This is a genomic window from Aquincola tertiaricarbonis (assembly GCF_023573145.1).
Classification (GTDB): Bacteria; Pseudomonadota; Gammaproteobacteria; order Burkholderiales; family Burkholderiaceae_C; genus Aquincola; species Aquincola tertiaricarbonis_B.
In genome coordinates this window covers 2,432,984-2,447,485 of record NZ_CP097635.1, presented here as the reverse complement: position 1 = coordinate 2,447,485, position 14,502 = coordinate 2,432,984, and the positions used below count along the sequence as shown (strand labels likewise).

Here is a 14,502-nt window from a genome sequence, read left to right as displayed (position 1 = left end):
ACCATGGGGCGATGCAGCCATCCCAGCGTCCACCCGCGGTCTCCATCCAGGGACTCACCAAGCACTACGCCAACGGCTTCCAGGCGCTCAAGGGCGTCGATCTGGACATCCAGCGCGGCGAGATCTTCGCGCTGCTGGGGCCCAACGGCGCCGGCAAGACGACGATGATCTCCATCGTCTGCGGTCTCGTCACCCCCAGCGGCGGCCGTGTGACGGTGGGCGGCTTCGACACCGCGCGCGACTACCGGGCCACGCGCTCGCTGATCGGGCTGGTGCCGCAGGAGCTCACCACCGATGCCTTCGAGACGGTGTGGGCCACGGTCAACTTCAGCCGCGGCCTCTTCGGCAAGCCGCCCGATGCCGCGCTGGTGGAGCAGGTGCTGCGCGACCTCACGCTCTGGGACAAGCGCCACGAAAAGATGATGGCGCTGTCGGGCGGCATGAAGCGCCGGGTGATGATCGCCAAGGCGCTGTCGCACGAGCCCGAGATCCTGTTTCTGGACGAGCCCACCGCCGGCGTGGACGTGGAGCTGCGCCGCGACATGTGGGAGATGGTGCGCAAGCTGCGCGAGCGCGGCGTCACCATCATCCTGACCACGCACTACATCGAAGAAGCCGAGGAGATGGCCGACCGCATCGGCGTCATCCGCCAGGGCCAGCTGATCGTGGTGCAGGAGAAAAAGGCGCTGATGAAGCAGCTGGGCAAAAAGCAGCTGACGGTGGAGCTGGAGCATCCGCTGGAAGCGCTGCCGGCCGAGCTGGCCGAATGGAACCTGGTGCTCAAGCCCGGCGGCCACACGCTGCAGCGCGAGTTCCTGGCCGGCGAAGGCTCGGGCGTGGCGCCGCTGCTGCGCCGCCTGGGCGAGCTGGGCATTGGTTACACCGACGTCAACACCCGCCAGAGCTCGCTCGAAGACATCTTCGTGAGCCTGGTGCATGAAGAAGGAGCCCGCGCATGAGCGGTTTCAACAGCCGTGGCGTCTGGGCCATCTACCGCTTCGAGATGGCGCGCTTCAAGCGCACCGTGGGCCAGAGCCTGGTCACGCCGGTGATCACCACCTCGCTGTACTTCATCGTGTTTGGTGCGGCCATCGGCTCGCGCATGCAGGAAGTCAACGGCGTGCCCTACGGCGCCTTCATCGTGCCCGGGCTCATCATGCTTTCGCTGCTGACGCAAAGCCTGTCCAACGCGTCCTTCGGCATCTACTTCCCGCGCTTCACCGGCACCATCTACGAGCTGCTGTCGGCGCCCATCTCGTACCTGGAGCTGCTGATCGCCTACGTGGGGGCGGCGGCTACCAAGTCGGTGATCCTGGGGCTGGTGATCCTGGCCACAGCCTCGTTCTTCGTGCCGCTGCGCATTGAGCATCCGGTGTGGATGCTGGCGTTCCTGCTGCTGACGTCCATCACCTTCAGCCTGTTCGGCTTCATCATCGGGCTGTGGGCCAAGGGCTTCGAGCAGTTGCAGCTGATCCCGATGCTGGTGATCACGCCGCTCACCTTTCTGGGTGGGGCGTTCTACTCCATCGAGATGCTGCCGCCGCTGTGGCGGCAGGTCACGCTGTTCAACCCGGTGGTCTACCTGATCGACGGTTTCCGCTGGGCCTTCTTCGGCACCGCCGACGTGGGCGTGTTCTGGAGCCTGGCGGCCACCTGCGGCTTCCTGGCGGTGTGCGTGGCGGTGGTGGCCTGGATGTTCCGCACCGGCTACCGACTCAAGAACTGATCTGCGCCATCGCCTGCGCCGCCAGCGTGTAGGCATGCAGGCGGGCGTCGTGGTCGTAGATCTGGCTGGTGATCATCAGCTCGTCGGCCTGGGTGCGCTCGATGAAGGCCTGCAGCTGCTGGCGCACCTTCTCGGGCCCGCCGATGGCGCTGCAGCTGAGCACGTCGTCCAGCATGCCGCGGGCTTGGGGCGGCAGGCTCTCCAGGTAGCCGGGCTGCGGCGGCTGCAGCCGGCCCGGGCGGCCGGTGCGCAGGTTGACGAAGGCCTGCTGCATGCTGGTGGCCAGCAGGGCGGCTTCTTCGTCGGTATCGGCCGCGAACACGTTGAAGCCCAGCATCACATGCGGCCGGGCCAGGTGCGCCGAGGGGCGGAAGTGCTCGCGGTACAGCGCGATGGCCCGCATCATCTGCGCCGGCGCAAAGTGCGAAGCAAACGCATACGGCAGGCCCAGCATGGCCGCCAGCTGCGCGCCGAAGAGGCTTGAGCCGAGGATCCACACCGGCACCTTGGCGCCCTGCCCCGGCACCGCACGCACCGCCTGCTGCGGCTCGTCCGACATCAGGTCGATCAGCTCCAGCACGTCCTGCGGAAAGGCGTCGGGGTCGCTGGCCAGGTCGCGGCGCAGCGCGCGCGAGGTGGCCTGGTCGGAGCCGGGCGCACGGCCCAGCCCCAGGTCGATGCGGCCCGGGTACAGCGCCTGCAACGTGCCGAACTGCTCGGCGATCACCATCGGCGAATGGTTGGGCAGCATGATGCCGCCCGCCCCCACGCGGATGCGCTGGGTGCCGCCGGCGATATGACCGATGAGCACCGCGGTGGCCGCGCTGGCGATGCCGGGCATGCCGTGGTGCTCGGCCAGCCAGAAGCGCTGGTAGCCCAGTTGCTCGGCATGGCGGGCCAGTGAGAGGGAGTTGCGGAACGACTGCGCGGCATCGCTGCCTTCGGTGATCGGCGCCAGGTCGAGGACGGAGAATGCGGTGGACATGGCTGGCACCTGGGGGCGAATGGCCGCCCTGCAAGGGCCGACCCTGGCGCACGCGGGGTCGTTCAGCCTTCAGCCATGGGCCGCCAGCGGCACCGCCCACGCGTCGTAGCCGTACACCCAGTCGGCATTGCCACCGGCCTTGAGCCACTCATTGCCGCGCGAGCCCAGCTGGATGCGGCTGGCCCGCTCCTGCCGGTCTTGCTGATAGGCCTGCAGGGCCTGCGCCACTTCGGCCGGCGCCACGCCCTGCAGGTGGCGGCTGAGCACCACCGCGTCTTCGATGGCCGAGCCGGCGCCCTGGGCCATGAAGGGCATCATCGGGTGGCAGGCATCGCCCAGCAGCGTGGCCGCGCCCACCGACCAGTCGGGCAAGGGGTCGCGCTCGTACAGCGCGGTCTTGAGCACGCTGTCGCAGGCGGCCAGCAGCGCCTGCGCATCGGGGTAGAAGTCGGCATAACACCGGCGCAGCTCCTGCACGTCGCCCTCGGTGGTCCACGATTCTTCGTGCCAGCTGTCCTGCGCGGTGGTGGCAAACACGAAGGTGTCGCGGCCCTGGTTCAGCGGAAAGGTGACGATCTGGCTGTGCGACGAAGGGCCCCACCACTTGGTGAAGGCGCCGATGTCCGGCAGCTGGCGCAGCCGCTCGGTGGGCACCACCGCCCGGAAGGCCACCAGGCCAGTGAAGCGCGGCGCGGCGGCGCCACCATGCTCGCCGAACAAGGCCGCCCGCACCGCAGAGTGGATGCCGTCGGCGCCCACCAGCACGTCCAGCGGCGCGCTGCGGCTGTCGTCGGCAAAGCGCAGCTGCAGGGCTGCGCCCGGCCCCGGCTCGATGGCGGCCAGCCGCTTGCCGAACAGCACCCGCCCGGCCGAGAAGCCTTCGGCAAGCGCAGCCAGCAGGTCGGCACGGTGGATGGTGAGCTGCGGCGCGCCGTACCGGCGCTCGGCCTCGTCACCCATGGGCAGGCGCGAAGTTTCTTCGCCGGTGTCCCAGGTGCGGCTGATGCGGTGCGTGGGCCGCGCGGCCGAGGCGCGTACCGCCTGCGCGATGCTGGCGCCGAGGCCGTCCAGCGCCCGCACCGCATTGGGCGTGAGGTTGATGTCGGCGCCCACGCGCAGGTACTGGCGGCTTTGCTCGTACACGGTGACCACATGCCCCGCCTGCTGCAAGGCGTTGGCCGCCGCCAGGCCGCCGATGCCGCCGCCCACGATGCCGATGTTCAAGCTGTGCATGTGCCTTGTGTCCTGTGCCGGTGATCAAGAGATGCAGCCGCATTCTTCGCAGCGGCGCGCCGCGCCTCAACCACCAGGGCGCCCGAAGAAGACACCATTCGTCCCGATAACATGGGCCGCATGCATCACCCCCGCCCCGCGCGCCGCAGCCTGGCCCCATGGATGGCCTGAGCGAGGTGCTGTCCATCTGCCGGTCGCAGCGCGCGGTCACGGCCCGCTTCGACCTGGGTGCGCCATGGGCGCTGCGCTCGGCCGGCGTCTCGGGCGCGATGATCCGCATGGCGCGCGGCGCGCCTTTCTGGTTGCTGATGGCCGGCCGGCCGCCGCTGCAGGTGGCGCCCGGCGACCTGCTGATGCTGCCGCTGGGCGCGCCGCACGTCATCGCCTCCGACCCGGCCGTGGCGCCGGTGCCCTTCAGCCGGCTGATCAAGCAGCATGCGGTGGGACCGCTGGACGAAAACCCGCTGGTGTTCAGCCATGGCGGTGCCGGGCCGCGCACCGACCTGTACTCGGCCCAGGTGTGGTTCTCGGCCTATGGCCGGCATGCCGTGCTCTCGTTGCTGCCGCCGCTGCTGCATGTGCGGGCCGGGCAGCAGCCGCTGGCGCTCAACCTGGCCGCCACCATGCAGGCGCTGGTGCTGGAAACGCTGGACCGCCGGCCCGGCTGGCGCGCCTCGGCCGCCCGCATGGGCGAGCTGCTGCTGATCCACCTGGTGCGTGAACACCTGGCCGCCAGCGGCGATGCGGCGGCGGCCGCCCCCGGCTGGCTGCGCGGCCTGGCCGACCCGGCCCTGGCCCGCAGCCTGAATGCGCTGCACCGCGCCCCCGGCGCCCCCTGGACCGTGGAAAGCCTGGCCGCCGAGGCCGGCATGTCGCGCTCCCGTTTCAGTGAACGCTTCCGGCAGCAGGTGGGCGCCACGCCCATCGGCTACCTCACCGCCCACCGCATGGCCCTGGCCGCCGAGCAGTTGGAAGCCGGCGGCCAGCCGCTGGCCCGCATCGCCGAGCAGGCGGGCTACGACTCCGACAAGGTGTTCGCCCGTGCCTTCCGCCGCTGGGCGGGGCTGACGCCCACCGCCTGGCTCAAGCGCGAACAACAGCGCCGCAGCGGCGCCCTCACCGCATGACACCTGACCCCAACCCGACCGACCCCGCCCTGAGGCTGCGCCAGGCCAAGCGCGGCGCGCTGGCCGTGCTGCTGGGCGTGCCCGGTGGGCTGTATGCGGCCTCGGTGGCGCTGGCTGCGCACCCGATGCCATCGGGCCTGTGCCGCGCCATGGCCGAAGCCGCGCTGGTGGGTGGCCTGGCCGACTGGTTCGCGGTGGTGGCCCTCTTCCGCCGGCCGCTGAACCTGCCCATCCGCCACACGGCGGTGATCCCCTCCAACCAGGCGCGCATCGCCGACAACCTGGGCCGCTTCATCCACGAGAAGTTTCTCGATGCGCAGGCCCTGGCCGGCCTGATGCAGCGCACCGACCCGGTGACGCAGCTGGCCGCCTGGTTCAGCGTGCCGGCCAATTCGCAGCGCATCGGCCGCCATGCGGTGACGCTGGTGCGGCATGGGCTGGCGCTGGTGGACGACAAGCGCATCCAGGCCTTCGTGGCCGACGCGGTGCAGGCCTTCATCGCCAAGGTCGACCTGTCGCAGGCCCTTGGCGAGGTGCTGCAGATGCTGACCCGCGATGGCCGCCACCAGCAGCTGCTGACCGACGTGCTGGGCGCCGCGCTGGAATACCTGAAGCAGGACAGCGTGCGCGAGGCCATCGTGGCCCGGCTGCTGACCTGGATGAAGACCGAGCACCCGATGCTGGACAAGCTGGGCCTGTCGGACGCACTGAGCGGCTGGAGCGCCGACAAGCTGCGCAAGGTGCTGGCCGAGCTGCTGCAGGAGATGTCGGAGCGGCCCGACCACGACTACCGCCAGGCCTTCGACCGCCTGGCCGAGCGGCTGGTGCAACGGCTGCAGCACGACGATGAACTGCGCCAGCGTGCCGACGCGCTCAAGCGCCAGTTGCTCAGCGACCCGCACCTGCTGGACTTCACGCGCAGCGTGTGGCACGACATCCGGCAATGGATCAGCGACGACATCGGCCGCCCCGCCGAAGAATCGGTGATGGCCGCGCAGGTGCAGCGCCTGGGCCAGTGGGTGGGCGGCAAGCTCAGCGAGGACGAGGCGCTGCGCCGCTCGCTGGCCGAGCACGTGGTGCAGCTGTCGGCCGACCTGGCGCCGCGCCTGGCCGACCACCTGGTGCGCCACATCCGCAACACCGTGCGCGCCTGGGACCCGCAGGACATGGCCCGCCAGGTGGAACTGCACATCGGCCCCGACCTGCAGTCCATCCGCATCAGTGGCACCCTGGTGGGCGGGCTGATCGGCGGGTTGCTGTTTGCGCTGGCGCGGGGGCTGGAGTGGGTGGGCGGGTGAGGCCGCAGCGCGCTACCGATAGACGCGCTCAAGGCGCTCGCCACGTGTGTAGAACGATGCGCCCTTGCCCCGCTGCGTTTCGTCAGAAGCGTGGCCGATGGATGTACTCCATCCGGTCGCGACAAGCCTGCCAACCCGCGTATATCGGCCCTTTCATGACAGCCACGATGCGCCTGGCTGAACCAACCGGGTCGTTGGCGTTCTGCGCAGCAGCGCTGGCGAGCGCGCCCGACAACGCGTTCGCTTGCGGCGCGCACATGGGTACTGGGCCACCGTCAATGGCACCCTCACCCAGAAAAGACATCCCACGATTGACGATGGCCGCACTGGCCGCAGGCTTGGCAAAGTAGAAGTTGTCTTTCGCCCACATTGCATAGGAATACGCATAAAACGCCTGACCTGGCTGCTGGCAGCGGACGCGATAGCACTGCCAAAATGCCGAGCGCGACTCGCGTATATCGGCGTCTACCTTGTCGATCAAGCGAATGAGATCGCCGACACCGACGGCCGCCGCAAACAGATTGGCGACAATTTTGCCGCCCTGCGACTCTTCTTCGTCAGGCGTCATCATCCACGCGGGACGGGGCTCCGCCGGCACGTGGTAGTAATACGCTCGACCCGGATCCCCACTGGGTCGAAGACGTTCCAGATCCTTGGCGATTCGCCGCTGGAAAGTTGGGTCTATCAGCGGTTGTCCTTCCAGGTGTCTCGTGAAAACCTCCAACAGCAATGCACGACCTGTCCACACAGGATTGAAGTCAACGTTGCCCCAGCTGGCCATTTCCTGCGCACCAGCGTCCGCTGTGACTTCATTCAGGCGCACACGCCGATTTTGGCGGTAGTAGACAATCTTCTCGAGCCTGGCCACGCCACTCATCACCGGCCCACCGATTCGCTCGTCCCAAGCATCGAAGGCAGCCCGACCAGCCGGGCCTGGCTTCAGCGATTGAGCCTTCGTATAGGCGCTCTGTGCAAGACGGTTGATGCGATCAAACAGACCACCGGGGTTGACCAGCTTGTCATTGAATGGACGCGAATGAAGACCATCGATGCCAGCCTCCATGGCCGCGATTTCCCTATCGATACTCTGAGCCAGCGCAAAGTCTTCGTCATCGCTGCTGCGAGGTTTCGACTGCGCTGCGGCGATGAACGCGGCGCGGCGCGACTCCGGCGTCTCCTTCATGCGCCGCTCAACTTCGGCTCCGTAGGCGTTTCGCTCCTTGGCGTCGGCAACCGCTTGGCCAGCAGCAGCGTCCCACGCGCCTGCGCCCCAGCCGACGGTCACGGCCTCACCCCAAGTTCCGGGACAAGCAGACATCGCCATGTCGACGTTCACGGGAAAGATGCCGCTGAAACGACTCAGATCAGGCCGGGAATCCGCCCAGAACGACACCCGATAACCGCCGCCGCCCCCAGGCTTGCCGTACACGCAATTCAACGAAGGAGCGCTCAGTTTCTCCAAGAAATTGATGGAGACCATCTTTTTTTGCGCTGAGGACAGTGGCCAAGCAGCATCGTCTGGCCTCGCATCGCGCATGTTTGCGACCAACGACAACGATTGGGGCGGGCGCGGGGATTGCGCAATCGCATCATCTGCCAACACTGCGCCCAGCAAAAGCACAGCCGCTGATAAGCCGCCCGTGAGACCGACGCCTGACTTCGATGGATGTACTCTCATGTTCAAGGTCCTATACTCTCAAAGCAAGATCAAGCAACCCTCAGTTGGGAGGGATGACACCGGTCGTCACCAGTTGCTCCACGACCCCTCGAATCGCTTCAACTTTGGCCGCTGGCATCTGCCGATCGGCGTAGAGGCCGAACTCCAAGGGGCCCAGAGCTCGGGAAAAAACCTGACCGATGGGTGCAACGAGCACAAGGTCAGACACCGATGGATATTTTTCGTCCGACGTTGTCAGAATCATCTTTGCGTCGGCACCTGGATCTTCGCGGAATGCCTTTAATGCCATCCTGGTCATGTCGCCCGCCTTGTTTTCAACCCGGTAGCTCAAGCGCAGTTGCGTCCGCAGGGCTTCGGCAATCTTCCGCGCGCTGATATCTGCCGTGTGCCCTGGTGTTAATCCGAGGTAGAGCCTTGGCTGCTCCTGCGCAAAGGCTTTGGGGCTCAGCATTGGCGAAGTGCAGAGCAACAGGCTCAACGCTAGTTTTGAAAGTTCGCGACGTGTCTTCATGTGAGTTGCAGTCCGGTTGAATGGGGAATAACACCTATGCGCGCAATGGGACGCGAGTGCCGTTAAAGAGGCAGAGCCTGCGACGAGCAACAGGCCCTCACCCGCACCAAGAGCGCATGCCTCACAAGACGTAGGCGGTCCGCCAATGTCAGGCGGTCGGCGACGGCGCACACGCGTCAAGAAGCGTCAGCGCTCCAAGCCTTGCAGGCCGCCCGTGCCGAGCTGAACCTGCGTGAGACGTTGAAGATGCTGTGCACAGCCGAGGTCGCCCGCCCGGACGAGCGGCGCATCCAGATGGGCCTGTTGATCGCCAAGTTTCCCTTCGTACGCACGGTCTAAGGCTTCGAGTACGACGCTCAGCCGTGGCTCGACTTCTGTCATGGTCCAATTTCTTCGGACACCTCGATAAGGGCTCTTGGCTGCTGAGACGAAGACCAGCATGACAGAGAAGAAGCCCCGCCGCGAACGCCGGAAGATGGAACCGGCGTTCAAGCGGCAAGTAGTGAAGATGATTCCTGACGGACAGCGCCGTGCGCAGTGGGTTGCAGCAGTTCGACGGGGAAGTCGCAGGACGTCCGGGCGCCGGCAAACCGCTGACGCCTGAGCAGCAGCGCATCCGGCATGGATCAGCGACGACATCGGCCGGCCCGCCGAAGAATCGGTGATGGCCGCCCAGGTGCAGTGCCTGGGCCAGTGGGTGGGCTGCAAGCTCAGCGAGGACGAGGCGCTGCGCCGCTCGCTGGCCGAGCATGTGGTGCAGCTGTCGGCCGACCTGGCGCCGCGCCTGGCCGACCACCTGGTGCGCCACATCAGCAACACCGTGCGCGCCTGGGACCCGCAGGACATGGCCCGCCAGGTGGAACTGCACATCGGCCCCGACCTGCAGTCCATCCGCATCAGCGGCACGCTGGTGGGCGGGCTGATCGGCGGGCTGCTGTTTGCGCTGGCGCGGGGGCTGGAGTGGGTGGGCGGCTGAGGCCTTAGCCGGCCTTGGCAGGCTTGCCGAAGAAGGTCTGCGCCGATTCGATGAGCCGGTTCAACACCAGAATCACCAGCGACGTGCTGAAGCCGAGGATGAAAGGCAGCAGCAGCAAGCCCGCTTGCTTGGCCGCGTCCGCCGTGACTTTCGACGCTGGGGCCTGGCCGAAGCCTTTGAGGAAGGTATCGAAGGTGTCAAACCCCAGCGGCAGCGTCAACACCGTGCCGAACAGGGCGCCCAGCACCAGCCGCAGCCAGATGAACTTGCCGCTGCTGACGTCGAAGGTGGCGTCGTCCTGCACGGACAAGGCATTCATCCCGATCGAGGCCGCAGCGCCAATGGCGCCGAGCGCGATGATCCACAACAGGAAGGGAATCAAGATGCCGCCGGGGATGGGTCGTATCACGTCGGTGCGTATCAGCACCGCCACCACCAACGAGGCTGCTGCCATGACGATGAAAGCCGAGATCAGGTACGAAATCCAGCCGGGCGTCTGGGTTGCGAGGAACTTGCGGCGGTGAGCCTCGGACAACGCGCCCCAGATGACTTGGGTGCGGACCTCGACGGCCTGCCACTCTTCAAACTCTGCAGGACGGCCCTTGGATGGGAATGCGCGTCGAAGCTGGTTGAGTCCGCCAAGGCGGGCGGCCTGGCAGACCAGGTCGTCGGAAGGAGCCGCCACTTGCAGGATGAAGCTGGACAGCCCGCGCAGGCGGTTGAGCGCCGCGATGAATTCCGGATCTTCGATCGCTTCGCGGCCGCTTTCCACCCTCGGGAACAGGTCGATGTGCAGCGAAGCCGGTCGTTGAACAGAAGGCACAACCGGGTCAGGTCCGATGGGAACGACGTTTTCGGTCATGAGGGCTCTTTCTCCGTCTGACCCGCCCGGACGGGAGATCGGCCAGGCCATGGAGCGACTGTGGCAGGCAAACGCCGCCGACGAATCCCTAATCAAGCGGAGGAAGCGGATACACCCGCTCGAAGCGCTCGCACACCACCGGCATGTCTTCGGTGAAGACCCGGCCCAGCCGTTGGCATTCGCGGGTGAAGAAGGCGCAGTGCGCTTCGCGCCAGAACGCCAGGGAACCATCGCCTTCGCCTTCCGTCGCGGCGAAGTCGGCGTCCACCTGCGAGAAGGGCATGACCACCACCGACCGCGTCTCGATCACGCACAGCGGCTCGCCGTTCCAGCGGGTGACGATGCTGAGGTCGCCGGGCCGCGGCAGCGGCTTGGCCTCCGCCTCGTGCGCCCACAGGCAGGCCGCGGTGGCGCGCTTGATGCCTTGCAGCACCAGCGCGCCCAGCTCCTCGGCCATGGCTTCACTGTCGCCGAAGGCGAAGGCTTCGTAGCAACCCGTGTCGACCGGGCGGCCGGTGGCGAGGCAGAAGTCAGACCAGTAGGCGATGAGGTGGCTCGGTAGGGGCATCGGCATGGCGGCTACAAGGCCTTGTGCATGAACACGCTCAACGGATGGTCGGGATAGTCGCCGAAGGGGCCGCAGCGCGTGAAGCCGTGACGGGCGTAGAACGACAGGGCAGCCGACTGGTAAGGGCCCGTCTCCAGCCGCAGGCTGCTGCAGCCACCGGCCCGCGCAGCGGCTTCCAGACAGGTCAGCACTTCGTCTGCCACGCCCTGCCCGCGTGAGGCGGGCTGTACGTACATGCGCTTGAGCTCACCGGCGCCGTCGGCCATGACCACCGCGCCGCAGGCCACCGCCTTGCCTTGCGCATCACGCGCCACCGCAAAGGCCACGTTCGGCTGCATCAACGAAGCGAGGTCCAGGGCGTAGCGGGCTTCAGGCGGATACAGCGTGTCCTGGTAGGCATCCAGCTCGGCGATCAGGGTGAGCACTTCGGGCTGGTTGGGGGATTCGAGGGCCATGCTGCAGCATAAGCGCGGCCACGCGAAGCAAGGGAACATCGATACCTCAGCGTTCGCTGCCTCAGGTGCAGATCGGCCGGCCTGCTGAATGTGCGAGCAGCCGCGAAGCCGACGGTCATCGGTCGCCGCGGTAAGCTAGCGTTCTGATAGCAACTTACTCACAGGAGTGGCCTCATGGCGGCAGGCAAGTCCGAAGTGGTCAGCGTGCGCGTCGAGCCCCCCATCAAGGCTGCACTGCAGGCAGCCGCCGAGCGCGAAATGCGCAGTGCGGCCAACATGCTGGAGGTGATGGTCATCGCCTACTGCCGCAGCCACGGCTACCCCCTGACCGGCGTGCCGGCCGAGGCGCTGCCCCATGCGACCACCGGCAGCCTGTCGAGTCCGGACACGAAGACCAAGAGGAGTCGTGCATGAACGGGCCATACCCCTATGCACGTTTCTGGCGCTGCGCCTTGCAGGTCAACCCCGCCGGCTATCACGGCGCCTACCGGGGCGCTGGCCACGCCATGTCTGAGGAGGCGTACAACCAGGCCTTGCTGCAGCAATGCCAGGCGCTCGACATTCGCGTCGTCGGCATGGCCGACCATGGCAGCGTCTCCAGCATCGATGCTGCGCGTCAGGTGCTGGAACCGGCCGGCATCGTGGTCTTTCCGGGGTTCGAGATCGCTTCGAACGACAAGACACATTTCGTCTGCCTGTTCCCGGAGGACACGTCTTGCCAGCAGCTGGAGCGTTACCTGGGCAAGCTCGACCTGCTGGAGCCGCAGGACGGCGTCCGGCCATCGAAGCTCAGCTCAGAACAACTGATCGATGCCGTCGTCGACCAACTGGGGGGCTTCATCTACGCGGCCCATTGCACCGAGGACCGGGGCCTTCTCAAGCAACGGATGAGTCACGTATGGCAACTGCCCAAGCTGCGGGCGGCGCAGATACCCGGCAGCATCGACCAGTTGAAGGGGCAGGACGACGACTTCTACCGCAGGGTGTTCTTGAACAAGGACAAGGCGTACGCGCGTGAGCACCTGATGGCTGCGATCAATGCGAAGGACGTCGCCAAGCCGGCAGACCTCGCGCATCCGGGCGCCACCTGCTGGATCAAGATGACCCGCCCGACCTTCGCCGCGTTCAAGGTGGCGTTTCTCGACCCGGAGTCGCGCGTACGGCTGAACGCCGAGCAACCCCAAGACAAGCCCAGCGCGATCCACAGCGTCAAGGTCAGTGGGGGCTACCTCGACGGCATGGAAGCGCTGCTGTCCGGCCACCTGGACACGGTGATCGGCGGGCGCGGGACGGGCAAGTCGACCTTGATCGAGTGCCTTCGGTTTGCGTTGGACGTAGTTCCCAAAGGCATGCAGGCCCGCAAGCAGCACAGCGAGATCATCAAGGAAAACCTGGGCAGGGACTTGGGCCGGGTGGAGGTGCAACTCACCTCGTTCGCACAGCATGGCAAGCGCTACGTCGTCACCCGCAAATTTGGCGAAGCCCCGATCGTGCGTGATGAGCAAGGCCAGGTCTCCACGCTGTCGCCGCGCGACCTGCTGCCCGACCTGGACATCTACGGCCAGAACGAGATCTACGAGCTGGCGCAGGACGAAGGGAGCCGCCTGCGGCTTCTGGAGAGGTTCCTGCCGCCCGACCACGACCGTCAGGCTCACCTGGACACCGTGCACAAGCGGCTGCGAGACAACGCCGAGAAGCTCACCAAGGCCCTCGACGATGCAGACATGCTGCGCGAACAGCTGAACCGGCTGCCCAAGCTGCAGGAACAGTTGCAGAGCTACGAGGCGCTGGGCCTGAAGGACAAACTCGCGCGTGTTCCGCTGCTTGAACGCGAGCGCCAGATCGACGCCCGTGCGAAGGAGGAGCTGAACGGATTGCAATCCGCGATGGCAACCCTTCAGGATGCGCTGCCCGACACCACCTTCATGAGTGACAAGGCCCTGGAGGGTTTGCCCCACGCTCCTCAACTGGTGGCGATGCGGACACTGCTGGAGGAACTCCGCCGCTCCATGGCCGCCTTGATCGCGCAGGGACAAGGGCTGCTCGGTCGGAGCACGACGGATATGCAGGCGGCCCGCCAAGCGTGGCAGGCGGCGCAGGCGGCAGCGCAGGCCGAGATGGATGCGGCTCTGCGCAGCCTGCCTTCTGCGGCAGGGCGCACCGGTCAGCAGATCGGCGTGGCTTACCAGACACTGCAACAGGAGATCGAACGCATCCGTCCGCTGCAGTCGAGAATGGCCACCTTCCAGCAGCTCACCGAGAGCCTGCAGCAGGAGCGCAGGAACCTGCTGTCCGAGCTGTCCGATCAGCGCCATGCGCGGCTTCAGGCTCTGCAGGCCGCCGCCAAGAAGCTGAACCGCCGTCTCGAAGGTCGCTTGCGCATCGAGATCCAGCCAGAGGGTGACCGTCGTCCGCTCAAAGACTTCCTGCTCAACTGCCGACTGGAGGGGGTTGGAGAACGTCGCCTGGCCTGGATCGACGAAGCAAGCGCCCTCTCGACGATCGCGCTGGCGAACAGCATCCGGGAAGGCCCGGCAGCGCTTTTTGCTGACTGGGGTCTGACGCCCGTCGTGGCCGAAGCGCTGAGCAAGTTGCCGCGCTCTCAGGTGATGGCGCTGGAGTCCTTGGAGCTGGCGCACCGGGTCCGCATTGAACTCAATGTGAAGCCGGGGGATGCGGCCCCTGTGTTCAAACCGCTGGAGCGGCTGTCCACGGGGCAACAGTGCACCGCCATCCTTCACCTGCTGCTGCTGGACAACCGCGACCCGCTGGTGATGGACCAGCCCGAAGACAACCTCGACAACGCCTTCATCGCCGAGCGCATCGTGCGTGAGCTTCGCAGGGCCAAGACGCAGCGCCAGTTCATCTTTGCCACGCACAACGCCAACATTCCCGTGTTCGGCGACGCCGAGTGGATCGGCGTGTTCACCGCAACGGATGCGCACGGCAGTCTGGCAGCCGATGCCCAGGGCTCGATCGACGTTCCGGCGATCCGGGACAGTGTCGCCACGATCCTCGAAGGTGGCCGCGATGCGTTCATGCAGCGCAAGGCCAAGTATGAGTTTTGATGCTGGCGCTAACGC

General features: G+C 66.7%; 15 protein-coding genes. 7 read left to right on the top strand and 8 right to left on the bottom strand.

All coding sequences use genetic code 11. The annotated features are described in order from the left end of the window. Positions 1–11 precede the first annotated feature (11 nt). Together MW290_RS11305 and MW290_RS11300 are read left to right on the top strand one after the other, a co-directional pair. Positions 12–959 carry an ABC transporter ATP-binding protein gene (locus MW290_RS11305; RefSeq protein WP_250194759.1) on the top strand — a complete coding sequence of 316 codons (948 nt, stop codon included), beginning with the start codon at positions 12–14 and terminating at the stop codon, positions 957–959. Beyond that, complete coding sequence (locus MW290_RS11300; RefSeq protein ID WP_250194758.1) at positions 956–1,726, top strand: ABC transporter permease; 771 nt, start codon at positions 956–958, stop codon at positions 1,724–1,726. Before MW290_RS11305 ends, MW290_RS11300 begins: the two co-directional genes overlap by 4 nt. Here MW290_RS11300 and MW290_RS11295 read toward each other — a convergent pair. Together MW290_RS11295 and MW290_RS11290 are read right to left on the bottom strand one after the other, a co-directional pair. Then, positions 1,716–2,711, bottom strand: a complete 996-nt coding sequence (locus MW290_RS11295; RefSeq protein WP_250194757.1) for an LLM class flavin-dependent oxidoreductase — start codon at positions 2,709–2,711, stop codon at positions 1,716–1,718. The two genes, MW290_RS11300 and MW290_RS11295, sit on opposite strands and share 11 nt — an antisense overlap. 69 nt (positions 2,712–2,780) lie before the next feature. Beyond that, entirely contained in the window at positions 2,781–3,944 is a 1,164-nt protein-coding gene (locus MW290_RS11290) for an FAD-dependent monooxygenase (RefSeq protein ID WP_250194756.1), read from the bottom strand. A gap of 158 nt (positions 3,945–4,102) precedes the next feature. Between MW290_RS11290 and MW290_RS11285 the strand changes: the two genes are divergently transcribed. Both MW290_RS11285 and MW290_RS11280 read left to right on the top strand, forming a co-directional pair. After that, positions 4,103–5,071 carry an AraC family transcriptional regulator gene (locus MW290_RS11285; protein ID WP_250194755.1) on the top strand — a complete coding sequence of 323 codons (969 nt, stop codon included), beginning with the start codon at positions 4,103–4,105 and terminating at the stop codon, positions 5,069–5,071. Beyond that, positions 5,068–6,369, top strand: coding sequence for a DUF445 domain-containing protein (locus MW290_RS11280; protein WP_250194754.1), 1,302 nt, complete (start codon positions 5,068–5,070; stop codon positions 6,367–6,369). Before MW290_RS11285 ends, MW290_RS11280 begins: the two co-directional genes overlap by 4 nt. 82 nt (positions 6,370–6,451) lie before the next feature. Here the strand turns inward: MW290_RS11280 and MW290_RS11275 are convergent, their stop codons facing one another. From MW290_RS11275 to MW290_RS11265, 3 genes are all read right to left on the bottom strand, one after another. After that, a complete protein-coding gene (locus MW290_RS11275) occupies positions 6,452–7,849 on the bottom strand; it encodes a hypothetical protein (RefSeq protein WP_250194753.1) in 1,398 nt (465 codons plus the stop codon). Between the two features lie 238 nt (positions 7,850–8,087). After that, entirely contained in the window at positions 8,088–8,558 is a 471-nt protein-coding gene (locus tag MW290_RS11270) for a hypothetical protein (RefSeq protein ID WP_250194752.1), read from the bottom strand. Positions 8,559–8,744: 186 nt separating this feature from the next. Then, positions 8,745–9,050, bottom strand: coding sequence for a hypothetical protein (locus MW290_RS11265; RefSeq protein ID WP_250194751.1), 306 nt, complete (start codon positions 9,048–9,050; stop codon positions 8,745–8,747). Positions 9,051–9,183: 133 nt separating this feature from the next. On the opposite strand from MW290_RS11265, the gene MW290_RS11260 reads away from it, so the two are divergent. Beyond that, complete coding sequence (locus MW290_RS11260) at positions 9,184–9,534, top strand: DUF445 family protein (RefSeq protein ID WP_310740115.1); 351 nt, start codon at positions 9,184–9,186, stop codon at positions 9,532–9,534. 4 nt (positions 9,535–9,538) lie between these two features. On the opposite strand, the gene MW290_RS11255 is transcribed toward MW290_RS11260, so the two are convergent. From MW290_RS11255 to MW290_RS11245, 3 genes are all read right to left on the bottom strand, one after another. Next, complete coding sequence (locus tag MW290_RS11255; protein ID WP_250194749.1) at positions 9,539–10,396, bottom strand: hypothetical protein; 858 nt, start codon at positions 10,394–10,396, stop codon at positions 9,539–9,541. A gap of 88 nt (positions 10,397–10,484) precedes the next feature. Continuing rightward, positions 10,485–10,964: an ASCH domain-containing protein gene (locus tag MW290_RS11250; RefSeq protein WP_250194748.1), complete on the bottom strand. Its 480-nt coding sequence runs from the start codon at positions 10,962–10,964 to the stop codon at positions 10,485–10,487. An 11-nt stretch (positions 10,965–10,975) separates the two neighbouring features. Continuing rightward, positions 10,976–11,419 carry a GNAT family N-acetyltransferase gene (locus MW290_RS11245; protein ID WP_250194747.1) on the bottom strand — a complete coding sequence of 148 codons (444 nt, stop codon included), beginning with the start codon at positions 11,417–11,419 and terminating at the stop codon, positions 10,976–10,978. A 174-nt stretch (positions 11,420–11,593) separates the two neighbouring features. Between MW290_RS11245 and MW290_RS11240 the strand changes: the two genes are divergently transcribed. Both MW290_RS11240 and MW290_RS11235 read left to right on the top strand, forming a co-directional pair. After that, positions 11,594–11,833: a hypothetical protein gene (locus MW290_RS11240; RefSeq protein ID WP_250194746.1), complete on the top strand. Its 240-nt coding sequence runs from the start codon at positions 11,594–11,596 to the stop codon at positions 11,831–11,833. Next, a complete protein-coding gene (locus MW290_RS11235) occupies positions 11,830–14,487 on the top strand; it encodes a TrlF family AAA-like ATPase (protein WP_250194745.1) in 2,658 nt (885 codons plus the stop codon). Before MW290_RS11240 ends, MW290_RS11235 begins: the two co-directional genes overlap by 4 nt. Positions 14,488–14,502: the final 15 nt, after the last annotated feature.

Bases quoted from the DNA above. Each gene is read 5' to 3' on its own strand.
- MW290_RS11305 (WP_250194759.1), top strand. From the start codon at position 12: ATGCAGCCATCCCAGCGTCCACCCGCGGTCTCCATCCAGGGACTCACC.
- MW290_RS11300 (WP_250194758.1), top strand. From the start codon at position 956: ATGAGCGGTTTCAACAGCCGTGGCGTCTGGGCCATCTACCGCTTCGAG.
- MW290_RS11295 (WP_250194757.1), bottom strand. From the start codon at position 2,711: ATGTCCACCGCATTCTCCGTCCTCGACCTGGCGCCGATCACCGAAGGC.
- MW290_RS11290 (WP_250194756.1), bottom strand. From the start codon at position 3,944: ATGCACAGCTTGAACATCGGCATCGTGGGCGGCGGCATCGGCGGCCTG.
- MW290_RS11285 (WP_250194755.1), top strand. From the start codon at position 4,103: ATGGATGGCCTGAGCGAGGTGCTGTCCATCTGCCGGTCGCAGCGCGCG.
- MW290_RS11280 (WP_250194754.1), top strand. From the start codon at position 5,068: ATGACACCTGACCCCAACCCGACCGACCCCGCCCTGAGGCTGCGCCAG.
- MW290_RS11275 (WP_250194753.1), bottom strand. From the start codon at position 7,849: ATGGTCTCCATCAATTTCTTGGAGAAACTGAGCGCTCCTTCGTTGAAT.
- MW290_RS11270 (WP_250194752.1), bottom strand. From the start codon at position 8,558: ATGAAGACACGTCGCGAACTTTCAAAACTAGCGTTGAGCCTGTTGCTC.
- MW290_RS11255 (WP_250194749.1), bottom strand. From the start codon at position 10,396: ATGACCGAAAACGTCGTTCCCATCGGACCTGACCCGGTTGTGCCTTCT.
- MW290_RS11250 (WP_250194748.1), bottom strand. From the start codon at position 10,964: ATGCCCCTACCGAGCCACCTCATCGCCTACTGGTCTGACTTCTGCCTC.
- MW290_RS11245 (WP_250194747.1), bottom strand. From the start codon at position 11,419: ATGGCCCTCGAATCCCCCAACCAGCCCGAAGTGCTCACCCTGATCGCC.
- MW290_RS11240 (WP_250194746.1), top strand. From the start codon at position 11,594: ATGGCGGCAGGCAAGTCCGAAGTGGTCAGCGTGCGCGTCGAGCCCCCC.
- MW290_RS11235 (WP_250194745.1), top strand. From the start codon at position 11,830: ATGAACGGGCCATACCCCTATGCACGTTTCTGGCGCTGCGCCTTGCAG.